Origin of the sequence: Nitratidesulfovibrio sp. HK-II (genome assembly GCF_003402415.2) — a bacterium.
Classification (GTDB): Bacteria; Desulfobacterota; Desulfovibrionia; order Desulfovibrionales; family Desulfovibrionaceae; genus Cupidesulfovibrio.
Genome location: NZ_AP036014.1, coordinates 3,491,934 through 3,509,446 on the forward strand (window position 1 = coordinate 3,491,934; position 17,513 = coordinate 3,509,446).

Genomic DNA, 17,513 nt, shown 5'->3' on the forward strand with positions numbered 1-17,513 from the left:
CTAGATGGCCCTCCTTCGGGGGGTCTGGTCGATACGCTGTTCCGCCTCGGCCGCGAGGCGGTGCGCGCGCTGGCAGCCGGGCGCAAGGGCCACGGCCGCGCGCGCGGCGCGCAGGGCGTCTTCCGGCCTGCCGCCGTCAAGCAGGGATTCCCCCGCCTGGATGAACATGCGCTCCGGCTTGTCGCCGTACAGTCCTTGCAGCAGCGGGCCGTATTCCTCGCCGAACACCGAGCGCACAAGCTCGTCGCGGTCGAAGAGCAGCCGCGCCAGCAGCCGGTTGCCGCCGTGCGCGGCGTAGTACAGGCACATCAGCCTGCGGGTGCGCCCAAGGATGTAGCGGATGCGCCGGATTTCGCGCTCCATGCTTTCCCGCGTCTGGGCCAGCATGGATGCGAGCGGCTCGACGATGGCCCGCACCTCCTCCCCCATGTCCTGCTCGCGCAGGGCCCGGTACTGCGGCGCGTAGTGCTGGTGCTGGTAGGCGTCTTCCTTCAGCTTCACGCATTCGTGAAAGACATAGCCCACGGCCCAGTCCAGCATGGGCGCCACAGGGTCTTGCGCCGGGTGGTTGCGGAAGAGGTGGTGCGCGGTGTCTTTCAGACGCCAGAGCAGCCCCTTGTTCATCATTTCGCCCAAAAGGTCGCGCATGACGGGGAAGGAAACCGCGCCGGCCTCGTCGAACCGGTGGAACTGCCCCTCAAGCACGACGCTCGCCATGCAGAAATCCCGCATGACGTCCCGTGCGAACTCGGCCAGATTGGCCTCTACCCAGCGTCTCGACATGGTGCGTGGTACTCCGAAGGGGGATGTATAGCGTGATTTGACAAGGACGGGAAGTGTGGGGTGGAGGGCTATCGCCGTGCTGGCGCGGTCCCCATGAAGACGGGCGTGCGCGGTTCGGGGCGCTTGATTTCGCTATGTCTCCGGCGAGAAGGGAAAGAGGTGCGGTGCTGTGACGGATGCGGCCTCTACGAAGACAGTTCTGCCCTGCTGAGGGCGCTTGATTTCGTTATGTCTCCGACGGGGACAAAAGAGATGTCGCGCGTTGCGGGTGCGGCTTCTACGAAGACGGTCGCGCCCTCTTGATAGCCCTCGATTTCGTCATGTCTCCGACGGGCAAGGGGCCGCTAAGCGGCGGCCCCTTGCATCCCCGCGCTCCGGGGGCTCTGCCCCCTGGTCCCCCGACGTCTCTTGCGCGGCGCCCCTTCGTCGGCAGCTTCCCTCCGGCGCAGAGCGCCTCCGGGTGATCTGCCGCCGGTGACGCCAATGCGCACGAAGCTCCCGCCGCCTTTATGAGGCATGGGTGCCTGTACCCACGCCCTCGTTGCGACGCGTGTGCCGCCGTCAAGGCCCGGCGTCACACGCTTCTACGCGCAATACGTTTCCGTTGAACAATGCGCGGAATGCAAAACATTACAACCAGGCATGATGCGCCGCTGCGGATTGTGGAAAACGAGGAAGCCGCACGACCGCCCGCATACAACCTTGGCGCGGCAATACGCGTCCGCAGCAGGTGATCCCCGCCGAGGCTTTGCGAGGCGGAAGCACCGGCGTCGCGGATGCGCGCCGCAGACGTACTGGAGATAAAGGCACCCACGCTACGCAGTGACGACGAGAGGCACGCGCACATACGCATTCCCATCGCCAGATCACCCGGAGGCGCGTAGTGCCGAAGGGAAGCTGGCGGCGGAAGAATGCGGTGCAGGGCAAACCTAGCATCCAAGGTAGTTCCATGCTGCTCAACGGAGAGGTGCCGTGCGTAAAAGCGTGTGACGCCGGGCCTTGGCGGCGGCACACGCGTCGCAACAAGGCCATGGGGCAAGGCTACTGACTGAGACGAGGATACCGGGAGATTCACGCACATTCGCGTTCCCGTCGGCAGATCACCCGAAGGCGCTTTGGCCGAAGGAAGCTGCCGACGGAAGGAACGCGGTGCAAGATGTGTGGGGATAGAGGCACCCTCGTTCCGCCGTGCCAACGGGAGCCATGCGCACATACGCATTCCGCCGGGCAGATCGCCCGGAGGCGTTTGCGCCGCAGGGAAGCTGCCCGGCACAGGAATGCGGTGCAGGATACGTCGGGGGTCCAGGGGGCGGAGCCCCTTGGAACGCGGGGGTGCAGGGGGTGTTCGTTACAACACCCCCTGCCCGCCGGAGGCATAACGAAATCGAGCGGCATCAATCGCGCGAGACTGTCTTCGTAGAAGCCGCCCCCGTCAGGGCACATCCCCTTCCCCACCGCCCCGCGCCTACAACAAACACACATCCTCGCCGCAGCACCGCTTCAAAAACGCCGTGTACGCCCCCAGTATGCGCCGCTCGCCCGCCGCGCGTTCCGGCGTCAGCGGCGGGCACGGGTGCTCGGCGGCCAGCCGCCGCAGGTCGTCCCGTTTCGGCAACGCCCGCATGCCCTCGCCCAGCACCGCGCCGTCCACGGCGGCGACAAGCAGGGCGTCGCGCGTGTCGGTCACGGCCACCAACGGCGCGGGGCCGCCGGGAAACAGCCGGGCCGCCGCCACGCTTTCGCGGGCGTAGGTGCCGGGCGCGCCGGGGCAGAACAGCACCAGGCACAACGGCGAGCCGTCGTCGTCGCGCAGGGTCAGGTCCACCACGCGGCACCCCTCGTCGGGGTCGGCGGTGCTTTCGGACGCGTAGGAAGGTTCGGGAGAAGGCGAAGAGGAGGGAGAGGGCGAGAAAGAGGCGGCATCGCCGACAGGCGGGGCGTCAAACCGCACCCGCACGCGCGGCTCCACCAGCCCGCGCGGGTGGCCAAGCTCTTCCACCAGCAGCCGCGCCAGCGCCTGCCGCAGCTCCTCGTAGGTGGTGTGGTCCACGTCCTGCCCGGTCAAATAGTCGCGCAGGGTGGCCCCAAGGCTGACTTCGTGCATGCGGCCTCCGGCAATCCTGCCTTTTTCGGAAGGTTTGCACCGGAATTCACGAGCGCCGCTGCCGCGCGTCTCAGTTGGCCTTCAGAAGGGCGTGCGCCACGGACTCGTCATACAGCTTGAGGGGATCGGTTTCACGCCCCATGTCGCGGTACATGCCCGCCGCGTGCCGGATGACCTCCAGCGGCACCCACTCGTGGCGCTCCCACACCTCGGGGCGGTCGGCCCGCCACAGGCGAAATTCCACGCTGCCTCCGTGCGCGCGCACGTAGACGCGGGTACGTTTGTCGTTGGGGTCGGGGTAGTAGTAAAGGCCAAGATCATCCTGCATGGGCACTCCTGAACACGTGAAAAAGCGAGTGACGCCCGCGCGCCGTGACGGATGCGGCCTGCCGGGGCGTGCGCGTCCGGCGACGGGCATACGGTCAATGCCCTATCCCGCCGATGCGCGCAAGCTGTTGTCATTCCCCGGTGGGTGGGCTACAAGCAAGGGAGTGTCGCCCGCCCCCTGCGCGGCGGCACCGGGGATGTCCGACGGGGATGCTGCCATGCCCCGTCCCCGCGCGAAAGCGCGGCGGGCACCGGAATGGACGAAGGTTTCGCGGCGCCACCGACTCGCCGCCCCTTGGGCCGCTTCGGCAATCCCGACAAGACGTTGCATGCGCTTCACCAAACGGCGAAGCGCCATGCCAGCCCGTGTCGGGGCTTGACAACGCGCCGGAATCCTTTTAGGAATGGCGTTACTTTGTCCAAAAAATCACGAGTTTTCCGGGCGCAAGGGCCGCGCCGACCAAAGCCCTTACCTCCGGAAGACGCCGTCCTGTTGCGCCCCAGGGGCGATGGGCGTGTCTGTTGAGAGTCCAGAACTTCAACAAACCAATGTGGAGGTAAGGCAATGGCGAAACATGCAACCCCCAAGTTGGACCAGCTCGAATCCGGGCCTTGGCCCAGCTTCGTGTCCGACATCAAGCAGGAAGCTGCTTACCGGGCTGCCAACCCCAAGGGTCTGGACTACCAGATCCCGGTGGACTGCCCCGAAGACCTGCTTGGCGTGCTCGAGCTGTCCTACAACGAGGGTGAAACCCACTGGAAGCACGGCGGCATCGTCGGCGTGTTCGGTTACGGCGGCGGCGTTATCGGCCGTTACTGTGACCAGCCCGAACAGTTCCCCGGCGTGGCGCACTTCCACACCGTGCGCGTGAACCAGCCCGCGGCGAAGTACTACCACACCGACTACCTGCGCCAGCTCTGCGACCTGTGGGACCTGCGCGGCTCCGGTCTGACCAACATGCACGGCTCCACCGGCGACATCGTGCTTCTTGGCACCCAGACCCCGCAGCTTGAAGAACTGTTCTTCGAACTGACCCACAAGATGAACACCGACCTCGGCGGCTCGGGCTCGAACCTGCGTACGCCCGAAGCGTGCCTTGGCATGTCGCGCTGCGAATACGCCTGCTACGACACCCAGGCCTGCTGCTACGCCCTGACCATGGAATACCAGGACGAACTGCACCGTCCGGCGTTCCCCTACAAGTTCAAGTTCAAGTTCGACGGCTGCCCCAACGGCTGCGTCGCCTCCATCGCCCGCTCCGACTTCTCGGTCATCGGCACCTGGAAGGACGACATCAAGATCGACCAGGCCGCCGTCAAGGCCTACGTCGGTGGCGAACTGAAGCCCAACGCGGGCGCCCACTCGGGCCGCGACTGGGGCAAGTTCGACATCGTGGCCGAAGTGGTGGAACGCTGCCCCTCCAAGTGCATCTCCTGGAACGGCTCCGCCCTGTCCATCAAGACCAGCGAGTGCGTGCGCTGCATGCACTGCATCAACACCATGCCCCGCGCCCTGCGCATCGGTGACGAACGCGGCGCGTCCATCCTGGTCGGCGCCAAGGCGCCCGTCCTCGACGGCGCCCAGATGGGTTCGCTGCTGGTGCCCTTCGTGGAAGCCACCGATCCTTTCGACGAAATCAAGGAAGTCATCGAAAAGATCTGGGACTGGTGGATGGAAGAAGGCAAGAACCGCGAGCGTCTGGGCGAGACCATCAAGCGTCTCAGCTTCCAGAAGCTGCTCGAAGTGACCGAGATCGCCCCCCAGGCACAGCACGTGCAGGAGCCTCGCTCCAACCCGTACATCTTCTTCAAGGAAGAAGAAGTGCCCGGCGGCTGGGATCGCGACATCACGGAATACCGCAAGAGACACCAGAGATAAGAAGAGGGGTAGCACATCATGGCATTCATCTCTTCCGGGTACAATCCCGAAAAGCCGATGGAAAACCGTATCACGGACATCGGCCCCCGCAAGCACGACTCCTTCTTCCCCCCGTTCATCGCCAAGAACTTCGGGAAGTGGCTGTACCATGAAATCCTGGAACCCGGCGTGCTCATGCATGCCGCCGAATCCGGCGACAAGGTCTACACCGTGCGTGTTGGCGCCGCGCGCCTGATGTCGATCACCCACATCCGCGAGATGTGCGACATCGCCGACAAGCACTGCGGCGGCTTCATGCGCTTCACCACCCGCAACAACGTCGAGTTCATGGTCGACAACGAAGCGGCCCTGAAGGCGCTGAAGGAAGACCTGGCCTCGCGCAAGTTCGCCGGCGGCTCCTACAAGTTCCCCATCGGCGGCACCGGCGCCGGTGTGTCCAACATCGTGCACACCCAGGGCTGGGTGCACTGCCACACCCCCGCCACCGACGCCTCGGGCCCGGTCAAGGCCATCATGGACGAAGTCTTCACCGACTTCCAGTCCATGCGCCTGCCCGCCCCGGTCCGCATCTCGCTGGCTTGCTGCATCAACATGTGCGGCGCGGTGCACTGCTCCGACATCGGCGTGGTGGGCATCCACCGCAAGCCCCCGATGATCGACCACGAATGGACCGACCAGCTGTGCGAAATCCCGCTGGCCGTTTCGGCCTGCCCCACCGCCGCCGTGCGTCCCACCAAGGTGGAAGTCGGCGACAAGAAGCTGAACTCCATCGCCATCAAGAACGAACGCTGCATGTACTGCGGTAACTGCTACACCATGTGCCCCGCCCTGCCCATCTCCGATGGCGAAGGCGACGGCTGCGTGATCATGGTGGGCGGCAAGGTTTCCAACCGCATCTCCATGCCCAAGTTCTCGAAGGTCGTCGTGGCCTACATCCCGAACGAAATGCCGCGCTGGCCCTCGCTCACCGCGAAGATCAAGCACATCATCGAGGTGTACGCCGCCAACGCGAACAAGTACGAACGTCTGGGCGAATGGGCCGAGCGCATCGGCTGGGAAAGCTTCTTCAAGCTGACCGGCCTTGAGTTCACCCACCACCTCATCGACGACTTCCGCGATCCGGCCTACTACACCTGGCGTCAGAGCACCCAGTTCAAGTTCTAAGCCGGACGGCAACCACATTCCGGGGGCGGGTTTGCCGCCCCCGGATAACCAAAGGGGCTATCCATGGAAGAAGCCAAGAACAAGGTCGTGGAATTCCTGCAGTCCAAGGCCGGCTCGAAGAGCAAGTTCTACTTCAACGACTTTCTCGACCTGTTCCCCGACAAGGGCCCGCGCGACGTGAAGAAGATCCTCACCGCGCTGGTGAACGCCGAAGTTCTGGAATACTGGTCCTCCGGCAGCACCACCATGTACGGCCTCAAGGGCGCCGGCAAGCAGGCCGGGGCCGAGGGCGAATAGTAGTTCTCCACGCCGGGGAACTGTTTTTCCGAAAAGGCGTATGGACTGCAAGGTTCATACGCTCTTTTCATATGCGCGCCCCGCAGGGGCGGCGCCTTGGCACATGCGTGCCCTGCGGGGACCGCACCCGCGCAATATCCTGACTTGCGGCCGCCCAGGCGCTACGCCCGATGCGCGCGGCCTGAAGTGTGCGCCTGACACGTGCCCCTGACAGTGCCCTGACACCTGCGCCTGACACCTGCGCCTGAAGCGCGCACCCGCGCGGTGCGGCGGCCCGTGCCTGCACGCCGACGCGCCGCGGGCTGACACGGTGCGTAGTTCTGGCCGCATGCCGTCCGGCAGGACGTCAACCGCAGCGCCAGCCTCGCGCGCCGCACCCGTCGCCTTTCCCACCACCCCTCACGCCGTCCGGGTCATCCGGCATCCCTGCTGCATGAATCTTCCACGCATCGTCATCGCCGGGCTTTCCGGCGGCTCGGGCAAGACGCTGGTGTCCCTCGGCGTCGTGCGCGCCTTGGCGCGCGCGGGCCTTGCGGTAAAGCCCTGCAAGAAGGGCCCGGACTACATCGACGCCTGGTGGCTGGCCCTGGCCGCAGGGCACCCCACCACCAATCTGGATCCCTACTTCCTCGGGGCGGACATGCTGCGCTCGCTGTTCTGGACCCAGTGCGGGCTGGCCGGAGGGCAAGGGCAGCCCGCCGGGCAGTCGTCCGGCGGCGCGCGCGTTCAGGACGCGCCGTGCGGTTTCTCCCTACTCTCCCGGCCGGGTCCCTTCGACATGGCCGTCATCGAGGGCAACCGGGGCCTGTTCGACGGGCGCGACCTGTCCGGCAGTTGCTCCACGGCCGAGCTGGCGCGCATCCTTGGCGCGCCGGTGGTGGTGGTCATGGACTGCACCAAGATGACCCGCACGGCGGCGGCCATCGTGTCCGGCCTGCGCCACTTCGAGCAGGGCGTGCGCATTGCCGGGGTGATCCTGAACCGTACGGCGGGACCGCGCCACCGCACGGTGCTGCGCGAGACCATAGAGCACTACACCGACGTGCCGGTGCTGGGCGTGCTGCCCAAGCTCACGGACAACCCCATCCCCGAGCGGCACATGGGCCTGGTTTCCGGCATGGAGCATGAGGAATGCGTGGCCGGGCTGGACCGCGTGGCCGACATCATGGCCGACCACGTGGACCTGCACCGCCTGCGCGAGGTGGCCGCCTCCGCCCCCGCCCAGCGCCAGCCCATCGCCGACTTGTGGTCGCTGCTGCCCGGCGCGGACCACACAGCCCCTGCCCCTTCCGCCCAACGCGACGTGGAGCCGCAAGCCGTACATCATGCCCGCCCGCGCATCGGCTACGTGCACGACGCGGCCCTGTGGTTCTACTACGAAGAAAACCTGCTGGCCCTGCGCCACGCCGGGGCCGACCTGGTCCGCCTGTCCCTGCTGGACGATGCCCTGTGGCCGGACCTTGACGGCCTGTACCTGGGCGGAGGCTTTCCGGAAACCCTGGCCGCCCGCCTTGCCGCCAACCGCCCGGCCTTGGACAGGCTGCGGGGACTGTCCGACGCGGGTCTGCCCATCTACGCCGAATGCGGCGGCTTCATGGTGCTGGGCCGGTCCATCGTCATGGACGGCACGGAACACCCCATGGCGAACATCTTTCCGGTGCGCACGGTATTCCACCCCAAGCCACAGGGCCTCGGCTACGTGGACGCCACCGCCGTGCGGGACAACCCCTTCCACCCCGTGGGCGCGCCGTTTCGCGGACACGAGTTCCACTATTCGCGGTGCGTGCCCTGCGACACCCCGACAGCCGAAGGCACTGCCGAGCCAGATTGCGCCAGTTCCGGCCCCGCCACCCTTCCCGTCTGCGCCCTGCTCCTTACGGCCCAGTCCGGCCACGTCACCGGCATGGGCGAAGGCCGCGACGGGCTGCTGCACAACAACACCCTGGCCGCGTACACCCACATCTTCGCCCCCGCCGTGCCCCATTGGGCCCCGGCAATGGTGCGTGCCGCGCGCGGCTTCCGGTCCGGACGCCCCGCCTAGCCCAACGTCATCTAGCCCACGCGCCGCAAGCACCCCCGCCCCTGCGCAACGCATCGGCAAGCTCCGGCATGGTGAGCGAACGCGCTTGACATCCCCGCGCATCAATATTATTAGCAACAAAACTATTAGCGAACAAACAATAGCCCAACATCAAATGAACATACCCAGAAACGTGAACTTGCCCCGGCGACCTCCATTGACCAAGGGCAGTTCTGCAACACAGCGCCGCCGCAAATCGCCAGACCCGTCCTGCGCGCGGCTCGTCCGTGTCACGCCAGAGGAATTGCGCATGTTGTTGACGGACTGGCCCGACGGCAGTACCTAACGCGCTTTCCTTTCAGCTGATGCACACCGCGCGGCGTCGTCACGCATTTCCCTTTGCCTGATGTACCGCATCTTCATGCCGACGTCGCCAACTCCCCCACATCCGACGCGCGCCCAGGCGCGCCCTGTACAGGAGCCTTGCATGCCCCGCTCGTTTTCCGGCGTCCTCACCCGGCCTACACCCGATACGATCCTTGCCGCACTGCTGATGACCCTTGCCCTGGTGCTGGCCACGCCCGCCGCGCATGCCGCGGACAATGACCTCACCGCCACCGTCACCGGGCGCGCAGTGGGTGAGGCCGACATGGACGACGGCGGCTCGGTGTCCGTCACCGAAACCGGGGCCAGCCTGCGCTACCGCTGGTTCGGCATCGACTACCTGAACCGCAGCTACGACTGGTCCGACACCAGCGACCTGCCCTTCGGCCACGGCAGCGACCCGTGGGAACAACTGCACCTGCTGCGCCTGCGCGCCGAAATCTCCGACCAGTTGGGTATAGGCGGCCTTGGCTGGTTCGCGGGCGCGGGCCTTACCGCCGGCTGGGAAGAGGAAATGGACGACGCCTGGGGTGTTTCCGGCACGGCCGGGCTCACCTGGGCGGTGGGCGGCGTGCGCCTGCGCGGCGGCGTGGGCGTCTCGGCCCATCCCATCGGGGTGCGGGCCATGCCCGTTGCCGCCGCCGACTGGGGCAACCAGCGCGACCTCGGCTTCTCGGCCACCCTGGGCATACCAGAAACCATGCTGCGCTACCGTACCTCCGACGTCTTCTCCTTCCGCCTGGGCGGACGCATGGACGGAGGCACCTACCGCCTTGCGGACGACAGCCCGGTCGAGCGCGAAGGCTACATGAAAACCTCGTCCCTCACCCTTGGCGGGTACATCGACGTCACCCCGCTGGACGACCTGACGCTGACGCTGGGCGCGGAATACCTGACCCGGCGCGAGATGACCGTGTACAATTCCGACGGCGAGGAAAAGGACAGCTACGACGTGCACGACGCGCCCGCGCTGTTCCTGCGTCTGCACTACGGCTTCTAGCCGTCCGCAGGGGCCAGCCAGACGCTCGCGGCCCCGTGGGCCCCGTCGATATTGACGCAGACGGGGCCGCGACATATCCCGGACATACCGCCGCGCCTTCCAACCACCAGGATCCGCATGCCCACCGACGGCCCGCTCCCTGATGTCCTCACCTCGCACCGGCTCAGCACGCTGGTGGGTGAACTGTCGCGCGCGTGGCGCGCCCGTCTGGACCAACGTCTCAAACCGCTGGGCTTGTCGCAGGCTTCCGGGGTGGTGCTATGGGCGCTTGCGCTGGGTGGCGCACTTACCCAGACCCAACTGGCCCGGAGCATCGGCATAGAAGGCTCCACGCTGGTGCGCCAAATCGACAGGCTGGAGGCCGATGGTCATTTGCGCAGGGTGCAGAGCCCCGATGACCGGCGGGCCAATCTGCTGGAGCTTACCGACTCTGGCCGCAAACTGGCCAACGCCGTGGATGCCGTGGGAATCGCCGTGCGCGACGAACTGTTCGCGGGCCTTGCTGTTACGGACCTGGACACCACCATGCGCACCCTGCACCAGTTGCGCACCCGCCTGCCGGACTGAACCCGTCCGTACGCACGCGCCCGCGCAGCGGGGCAGGCAAAGGCCAGCCCCGCCCCGGCCACGCCATCCTCCCCCATCCTTGCATCCCGCCTGCCCGAAAAAACACCGACGCCGCCCCCCGGCCGGGGAGCGGCGTCGAAAACCCTTGCGGCCCGTGGCCGGGCGGGTGCGCGCGGACGCGCTATTCGTCGTTCAGTTCGGCGCGGAACTTGCGCGACAGGCGAAACACCACGACCTTGCGCGGGGGCAGGGTGATGGTTTCGTCGGTCTGCGGGTTGCGCCCCTTGCGGGCCTTCTTGTCGTAGGCCTCGAACTTGCCGAATCCGCTTATGAGCAGGGCATGATCCTTCTTGATCGCCTGCTTCATGATGCCGAGAAGCGACTCGACAACGCCTTTCACTTCGGCGCGGTTCCTGTCGGTCTTTTCATAGATGGCATCGACAATTTCCGCCTTGGTCAGGGTCTTGCCGCTCATACTGTCCTCCGGGCCGGTGCTTCCGGCTACTCCATGCGTTCCCTGATGGCCTTCGCGAGAGCCTGCATCTCGTCGATGCTGCCGTACTGCCCCTGCGGCCACAGTTCGTGGCCGTCGCCGGGAAAGCGGGGCACCAGATGCCAATGGACGTGGAACACCACCTGTCCCGCCGTCGCGAAGTTGTTCTGGAATATGTTCAGTCCTTCCGCTCCGGTCGCCTCCATGACGGCACGGCCAACACGCTGCTGGGCGGCGATGATGTGCTCGCCGAGCCGCGCGGGCATGTCGAGCACCGTGCGGTGATGTTCCCTGGGAACGATCAGCGCATGGCCCCGGTTGACGGGTCCGATGTCCAGAAAGGAGAGCACGTGGTCGTCGGCGTAGATCTGCGCGCAGGGAATTTCGCCACGCACTATCCTGCAGAAAATGCAATCGGACTGGGACATGGATTCTCCGTCACATGGAACACTTTGAAATCATTCGGCCGCGCGTACCGGCGCAAAGCGGCGGGCATGTAACTAGTTATATACACAGTCAAAGCCGCAACCGCAAGTAAAATCTTGCAAGATTATGCCGGGTTGCCACGCCTTGCGGCACAAGGGCTTCCGTGCCATCGTCCCCGGCGGGGAACGCCGCCGCCCCCCTTTCCGGGGCCACCCCATGCAGCACCCTACCTCTGAAGGTAGGAAAAACACCGTAGCCTGTGGGCGGAATCCGCCCGGACGGTGCATCCCGATACGCCCTGATAGTAACACATCAACAACACAAGGCAATCATGTCGGCGTTGATTTTTCCGGTCCCGGAGCCCGTTTGCGCCAGTTGCGGCGGTCGCGCCAGTTGCGGCGGTCGCGCCAGTTGCGGCGGTCGCGACGGTCGCCCAGCCGCCCCGCACCCCGCCGCCGGGGCGGAAGCCGTACGGGGCACGGCGTTGCCCCCCGCTGCGGCAAAGACCGGAACCGCCCGCAGCCGCCCGCGCATCCTGCCGGTTTTCCTGCCCTTTGCCGGATGCCCCAGCCGTTGCGTGTTCTGTGCGCAAGACGTGCAGACCGGCCAGCGTGGGGGCGCGGATTCCGTGGCCCGCGCCTTGGAACAGGCGGAGGCGCGCCTGAAACAGGAAGCGCTGACCATGAACAAGGCGCTGCAAGCGGACACGCCGCAAGGGGCTGACGCTCCGCAACCGCCGCCCGGCCCGCTGGAAATCGCCTTCTACGGCGGCACCTTCACCCTGCTGCCCGAAGCGGAGCGCGCCGCCTGCCTGGACCTTGCCGCCCGCTGGCGTGAACGCGGGGTGGTCTGTCGGGTGCGCTGTTCCACCCGGCCCGACGCCGTGACGGAACGCGGCCTCGCGAACCTGCGCGCGGCGGGCATGGACTGCGTGGAACTGGGGGTACAGAGCTTCGACGACGCGGCGCTGGAGGCCGCCAGCCGGGGCTACGCCGGATCCGTGGCCCGCGCCGCCTGCGCCATGGTGGCCGGGGCTGGGCTGCAACTGGGGGTGCAACTGATGCCCGGCATGCCGGGGGTGACGCCGGAAGTATTCCGCGCAGACGTGCGCACCGCCCTGTTGCCGGACAACGCCGGGGCGCATCCGCTGGCGTCCTTCCTGCGCTTCTACCCCTGTCTGGTGCTGCGGGGCACGCCGCTGGCCGAGCGCTGGCGCACTGGAAGCTACGTTCCGTGGTCGCTGGAAACCACGGTGGACGGACTGGCCGACGGCCTGCTGGCCGCCTGGGCGCGCGGGGTGGCCGTAGTGCGCATGGGCCTTTCGCCCGAAGACGGCCTGGACGACGCGGTGCTGGACGGGCCGGTGCACCCGGCGCTGGGCCAACTGGCCAAGGCCGAGGCCCTGCGCCGCCACGTGGTCGCGCAGCTGGCCCAGTTGCCGGGGCCGCCCGTCCGCTTCGGCGTGCCGCGCCGGTTGCGCGGGCTGCTATGGGGCCACGCCAACGGGCTGGTGGCCGCCTACGCGGCCATGGGCATCAGCCGCGACATGGTATACTGGCGCGACGACGACATTTTTTCGCTGGAATAACGAAGGCGGCCACCCCGCACTCCGGGGTGGCCGCCGCCGCAAAACCTTCTTGCGCCCAACCGTTCACCAACGGATGGGAACGTCCCCCCGCGCCGCCAGCCAGGCGTTGACCCGCGAAAAATGGCCGCACCCGAAGAACCCGCGCGACGCCGACAGGGGCGAAGGATGCGCCGCCGTCAGCACCAGATGCGCCGGATGTGTCACCAGTTCGGCGAACCCGTGCGCGGGCCTGCCCCACAGCAGAAAGGCGCACGGCTGCGGCCGCGCGCCCAGCGCGGCCATGATGCCCCGCGTCACCACCTCCCAGCCCAGGCCCGCGTGGCTGTTGGGCTGTCTCTCTTCCACGGTGAGCACCGTGTTCAGCAGCAGCACGCCCTGCGCGGCCCAGCGTGACAGATTGCCGGAAGGGACGGAGGATGGGATGGCGAACGGAGCCAGCAACGGGGAGCCTGCGTGCGTGCCGCCAGCCACACCCGATGCGGCAGCCGCCTGTTCGCCGCAATCGGCGGCCACTTCCTTGAAGATGTTGCGCAACGAGCGCGGCAAGGGCACCCCGTCGGCAACGGAAAAGGCCAGGCCGTGGGCCTGCCCCGGCCCGTGGTAGGGGTCCTGCCCCAGAATGACCACCCGCACCGCGTCCCATGGCGTGGCGCAGAGCGCCCGGAACACGTCGGCGCGGGCGGGGTAGATGGTGCGCCCCTGCGCGCGCAGGGTTTCGGCCTTCGCCAGAGCGTCAAGGTGCTTTCGGGCGGCCAGTTCCGGCACGTGTCCCGTCCAACCGGTACCCGCCAGCGGGTCGGGCCCAGCCAGCGCGGCGGGGTCGGGCCCAGCCAGCGCGGCGGCATCGGGAATGACAGGCGCACGCGACGCTGCGGAACCTCCGGCGGCACCGGGTGCGCGGCGCGCAAAGCCTGACGCACCCATGGGCATCCCGCCGGGCGAGACGGTCGCCGCGGGACCATCCACCTTGCGCGGCCTGCCGCGCCGCCGGGGGGCCGCCTGGGGCTGGGCGTCGTTCATGGGCGACGATGCCGCTTCGGGCGATGGCGCGGCACTGGCCGCAGCCGACCGCGCATCCCCCCCCGGCTCCGCTCCACGCGCCGGGCCGTCCACCAGAATCCTGCGCCGGGCCATCTACAGGGCCGCCACCCAGTTCTGGATACGGTCGAAGGCCTCGGTCAGCTCCGCCTCGTCCATGCCGAAGGACAGCCGCAGGTGCTGCTCGCCCGTGGGGCCGAACGAGCCGCCCGGCACGGTGATCACCCGCGCCTCTTCCAGCATGCGCCGGGCCACGGTCATGGAGTCGGCATCGGTGAAGGTGTAGCGGGCCATGGCGTAGAATGCGCCGCGCGGCGGCACGTAGGTGAAGTGCGGGGCCAGCGCGTCCAGGCGGCGGCAGGTCAGGTCGCGCCGGGCGGTCAGGGCCGCGCGCATGGCGTCCACGCAGCCCTGCGGGCCGGTCAGCGCGGCAAGGGCGGCGTGCTGCGACACGGTGGGCGCGCACACCGCCGTGGCGTCGTGCACCTTCAGCAGCTCCGCCATCCACGCGGCGTCGGCGGCCACGTAGCCCACGCGCCACCCGGTGAGCGCGTACTTCTTGGAAAAGGAGTTCACGGTGATCACGTGGCGGCGCAGCTCCGGCTGGCCCACGGGCGAGAAGCGGTGCGTGCCCGGCGCCTCGCCATACACCATGTAGTCGTAGGTGTCGTCCACGATGAGCACCAGGTCGCGCTCCAGCGCAAGGTCGCACAGGGCGCGCACGTCGGCCTCGTCGTACACCCCGCCGGTGGGGTTGCCGGGGCTGCACACGATGATGGCCCGCGTGCGCGGGGTGACGGCGGCGCGCACCGCGTCCACGTCCAGCCCCCAGTCGGCGGCGCGCAGGGGCACGTGCACCGGCACCCCTTCTGCCATCAGCACCTGCTCGGCGTGCGAGGCGTAGCCCGGCGAGGGGATGATCACCTCGTCGCCGCGCTCCACCACCGTGAGCATGATCATCACCAGCGCTTCCATGGCCCCCACGGTGACGCCGATTTCCGTCTCCGGGTCGAAACGCGCGCCCTTGCGGGCCAGGATGTCCGCCGCGATGGCCTCGCGCAGGGCGGGCATGCCGGGTTGCAGGCTGTAGCGCCCGGCCGTGGGGTCGTCGCGCAGGGCGCGGCACACGGCCTCCACGATGTGGTCCGGCGTGCTGAACGAGGGCACGCCCTGCCCCAGCGACACGCATCCGCCCACCTTGGCGGCCAGCATGGGCATGAGCTTGGTGGCGGAAATGCGGATGTTGCGCACGCGCTCGGCAACGCGCAGGGAAGATTCCGGGGGAGTGGTGTGGGACATGGTCGGCTCCGGTGACTGACGGAATTGGGCGCAAATGGGCGGAAGTGACGAAATGGCCGCGCGGGTGGGCAAGCTCCGCGTTGCGCGCGGGCGCCCGGTGGTGCGATGCGTCGGCCAGCAATGGGCTATACCCGCCCGCGCCGCGCTCCGCAACGCGCGGGGCGGAGGAGCTTCCGCACGGGCAAGGCCCGAAGCCCGCTCCCGCGCGTCGTCCCCCACCCTTGCATCGCCCCGCGCACGGTGGCACCCTGACGGCACGGCTGCGCAAACGGATGCACCCGTTAGCCACTCCCCGAGGACCGCATGAAATTCACCTGCACCATCGAACATCTGCCCGGATCGCGCCCGCTGGAGATGCCGCCCCGGCTGCCGCGCCATGTGGCCGGGCACCGGGCGGGTTACGACACAGGCTTCGGCATGGACGCCGCGCCGGACACCGGTGACTACAGCGACTATGGCCAACGCCCTGTGCCCGCTTCCGGCCTGCCCCTGCCGGTGCGCGACCGCATCGTGCTGGATGCGGCCCCCGGCGAAGTGCCGTGGCATATCGCCCTGAAATTTCTGGGCTACCTGCTGTACCGGGAATGGGAACCGCGCGTGGAGGAAGGCGTGGGCTGGCACTACAAACCGGATCTGGTGGCGCTGGACGCGGCGGGGAACATCCGCCTGTGGCTGGACTGCGGGAACATCGCGGCGCGCAAGACCGACCGGGTGGCGGCCAAGCTGGGCGAGGACACGCCCTTCCGCATCCTGCGCCGGACCGAAAAAGACGCGCGGCAACTGGCGGCCACGCTGGCGGGAAAGGTGCGCCACCCGCAGCGGGTGCGCCTGATAGCCTTTGACGCGGGGTTCGTGGACGCCATAGCGGCGGGGCTGGACAGCACCAACCGCATCAAGGCCCTGCGCGGGGCCGACCGGCTGGACCTGACCTTCGAGACGCGGCAGGACCGGGTGGAGTTGCACAGCCGGTTGCATGTGCTGGAACTGAAGGGGTAGCCGGAACAACATGCTCCTGACGACCAGCGGCAAGCCAGAACCGCCTGCGCATCATCCTCATAGCAATACCAAATTATAGATAATTCTATGTGGATTTTTTTCATATCACAGTACATTGGCCGCAATACTCACTTTACGTTTCTTCCACAGCAGGCACACGCACTTTTAAGAACACAGCAGACTCCCAACACATAATCCAAGACAACTTTCCAGACCTTCCCACACAATAGAAAATTGATATCCACATCAAAAAAGAATGCGCGCATATCTCAACATGCGCGCATTTATTTTTTAGACAATTCAACAGAGTAAAATAGCACAACCCCAGCATACATACGCCACAAGTCCATCCCGAAAGTGCCACTGCAAAATTCAAAATGAAAACATATACAGTTGACACCTTACACAAAACAGCGTCATAGATACCCACGTTTGCACCCGCTTACATGCAGGGGTGCTTTTTCTCTCAGAACCATACACCCATCCTGAAAATCGCCTGCCATAAATGCTGCTCATCCTGGCGGCCTGGTGGGGGCATCACCAGCGACAAAGAGAGGATTCATGGGCAGATATCTGGGCCTTCTCGTCATACTCCTCGCGCTCACCCTGAACGGGTGTTCGTGGCACAGCATGGGAGACAAGAAGGTCTCTTTCGAACCTGGATACGCCAACGCGCCCCTCAACAAGAACAAGGCGTTGTATATCACGGTCGCAGCCCCGTTCCCGTCGGACGCGCAGGCAACACCGGACTTCATATCGCTGCAATTCAGCAAGAACATACGCCATGCCGTGCGGTCTTGCATACCCGGCGACCTCACCGCAAACTCCGACGAGGCAATCCAGAGGGCAAAAATGCAAGGGGGCGACTACCTTGTGACCTTGAACGTTTCACGTTGGAAAGCGCAAAGCATTTCAAATCCTGCACACGAAGTATCCATGGACGTCACCGTGTTCGACACCGAAACAGGAGCAACACTCAACAAGGCCAAAATCGAGGCCACATGCTACGCCATGTTGATGGGCCTTGAATTCTCACCCCGGGAATGTGTGCGACCACAGATTGACGCGTGGGCACAACAAACCTTTGGAACAGACAGCACATCAGCTCCCCAACAGGACCGAGGAACCTTCAATTAGATAGGGACATA

At 66.6% G+C, this 17,513-nt stretch carries 16 protein-coding genes; 9 read left to right on the top strand and 7 right to left on the bottom strand.

What is annotated here, in order from left to right; all coding sequences use genetic code 11:
• From RVX_RS14735 to RVX_RS14745, 3 genes are all read right to left on the bottom strand, one after another.
• The gene (locus RVX_RS14735; RefSeq protein ID WP_116307954.1) at window positions 1-783 is read right to left on the bottom strand and encodes a hypothetical protein; all 783 of its coding nucleotides are present in this window, start codon (window positions 781-783) and stop codon (window positions 1-3) included.
• Window positions 784-2,248: 1,465 nt separating this feature from the next.
• A complete protein-coding gene (locus tag RVX_RS14740) occupies window positions 2,249-2,887 on the bottom strand; it encodes a type I restriction endonuclease subunit R (protein WP_116307955.1) in 639 nt (212 codons plus the stop codon).
• Between the two features lie 70 nt (window positions 2,888-2,957).
• On the bottom strand, window positions 2,958-3,215 hold the full coding sequence (locus RVX_RS14745) for a hypothetical protein (RefSeq protein ID WP_116307956.1): 258 nt from the start codon (window positions 3,213-3,215) through the stop codon (window positions 2,958-2,960).
• Window positions 3,216-3,779: 564 nt separating this feature from the next.
• Here RVX_RS14745 and dsrA point away from each other — a divergent pair.
• From dsrA to RVX_RS14775, 6 genes are all read left to right on the top strand, one after another.
• Window positions 3,780-5,093, top strand: a complete 1,314-nt coding sequence (dsrA, locus tag RVX_RS14750; protein WP_116307957.1) for a dissimilatory-type sulfite reductase subunit alpha — start codon at window positions 3,780-3,782, stop codon at window positions 5,091-5,093.
• 18 nt (window positions 5,094-5,111) lie between these two features.
• Entirely contained in the window at window positions 5,112-6,257 is a 1,146-nt protein-coding gene (gene dsrB / locus RVX_RS14755) for a dissimilatory-type sulfite reductase subunit beta (protein WP_007524226.1), read from the top strand.
• 63 nt (window positions 6,258-6,320) lie between these two features.
• Window positions 6,321-6,554: a dissimilatory sulfite reductase D family protein gene (locus RVX_RS14760; protein ID WP_007524227.1), complete on the top strand. Its 234-nt coding sequence runs from the start codon at window positions 6,321-6,323 to the stop codon at window positions 6,552-6,554.
• A 433-nt stretch (window positions 6,555-6,987) separates the two neighbouring features.
• The gene (locus RVX_RS14765) at window positions 6,988-8,595 is read left to right on the top strand and encodes a cobyrinate a,c-diamide synthase (RefSeq protein ID WP_116307958.1); all 1,608 of its coding nucleotides are present in this window, start codon (window positions 6,988-6,990) and stop codon (window positions 8,593-8,595) included.
• Window positions 8,596-9,061: 466 nt separating this feature from the next.
• Window positions 9,062-9,958, top strand: coding sequence for a hypothetical protein (locus RVX_RS14770; RefSeq protein WP_116307959.1), 897 nt, complete (start codon window positions 9,062-9,064; stop codon window positions 9,956-9,958).
• A gap of 117 nt (window positions 9,959-10,075) precedes the next feature.
• Entirely contained in the window at window positions 10,076-10,525 is a 450-nt protein-coding gene (locus RVX_RS14775) for a MarR family winged helix-turn-helix transcriptional regulator (RefSeq protein WP_116307960.1), read from the top strand.
• A 181-nt stretch (window positions 10,526-10,706) separates the two neighbouring features.
• Here RVX_RS14775 and RVX_RS14780 read toward each other — a convergent pair whose 3' ends face one another.
• A complete protein-coding gene (locus RVX_RS14780) occupies window positions 10,707-11,000 on the bottom strand; it encodes an integration host factor subunit alpha (protein WP_007524232.1) in 294 nt (97 codons plus the stop codon).
• 26 nt (window positions 11,001-11,026) lie between these two features.
• The gene (locus tag RVX_RS14785) at window positions 11,027-11,446 is read right to left on the bottom strand and encodes an HIT family protein (protein WP_007524233.1); all 420 of its coding nucleotides are present in this window, start codon (window positions 11,444-11,446) and stop codon (window positions 11,027-11,029) included.
• 575 nt (window positions 11,447-12,021) lie between these two features.
• Here RVX_RS14785 and RVX_RS14790 point away from each other — a divergent pair.
• The gene (locus RVX_RS14790; RefSeq protein ID WP_230404806.1) at window positions 12,022-13,032 is read left to right on the top strand and encodes a radical SAM protein; all 1,011 of its coding nucleotides are present in this window, start codon (window positions 12,022-12,024) and stop codon (window positions 13,030-13,032) included.
• 63 nt (window positions 13,033-13,095) lie between these two features.
• Here RVX_RS14790 and RVX_RS14795 read toward each other — a convergent pair whose 3' ends face one another.
• Both RVX_RS14795 and RVX_RS14800 read right to left on the bottom strand, forming a co-directional pair.
• Window positions 13,096-14,052 (bottom strand): uracil-DNA glycosylase, encoded by a 957-nt coding sequence (locus RVX_RS14795; protein WP_230404807.1) that lies wholly within the window; start codon window positions 14,050-14,052, stop codon window positions 13,096-13,098.
• Window positions 14,053-14,166: 114 nt separating this feature from the next.
• Complete coding sequence (locus tag RVX_RS14800) at window positions 14,167-15,369, bottom strand: pyridoxal phosphate-dependent aminotransferase (protein WP_116307962.1); 1,203 nt, start codon at window positions 15,367-15,369, stop codon at window positions 14,167-14,169.
• Between the two features lie 303 nt (window positions 15,370-15,672).
• Here RVX_RS14800 and RVX_RS14805 point away from each other — a divergent pair, with 303 nt between their 5' ends.
• Together RVX_RS14805 and RVX_RS14810 are read left to right on the top strand one after the other, a co-directional pair.
• Window positions 15,673-16,365, top strand: a complete 693-nt coding sequence (locus RVX_RS14805) for a YaeQ family protein (protein WP_116307963.1) — start codon at window positions 15,673-15,675, stop codon at window positions 16,363-16,365.
• Between the two features lie 561 nt (window positions 16,366-16,926).
• On the top strand, window positions 16,927-17,502 hold the full coding sequence (locus RVX_RS14810; protein ID WP_147307543.1) for a hypothetical protein: 576 nt from the start codon (window positions 16,927-16,929) through the stop codon (window positions 17,500-17,502).
• Window positions 17,503-17,513 lie beyond the last annotated feature (11 nt).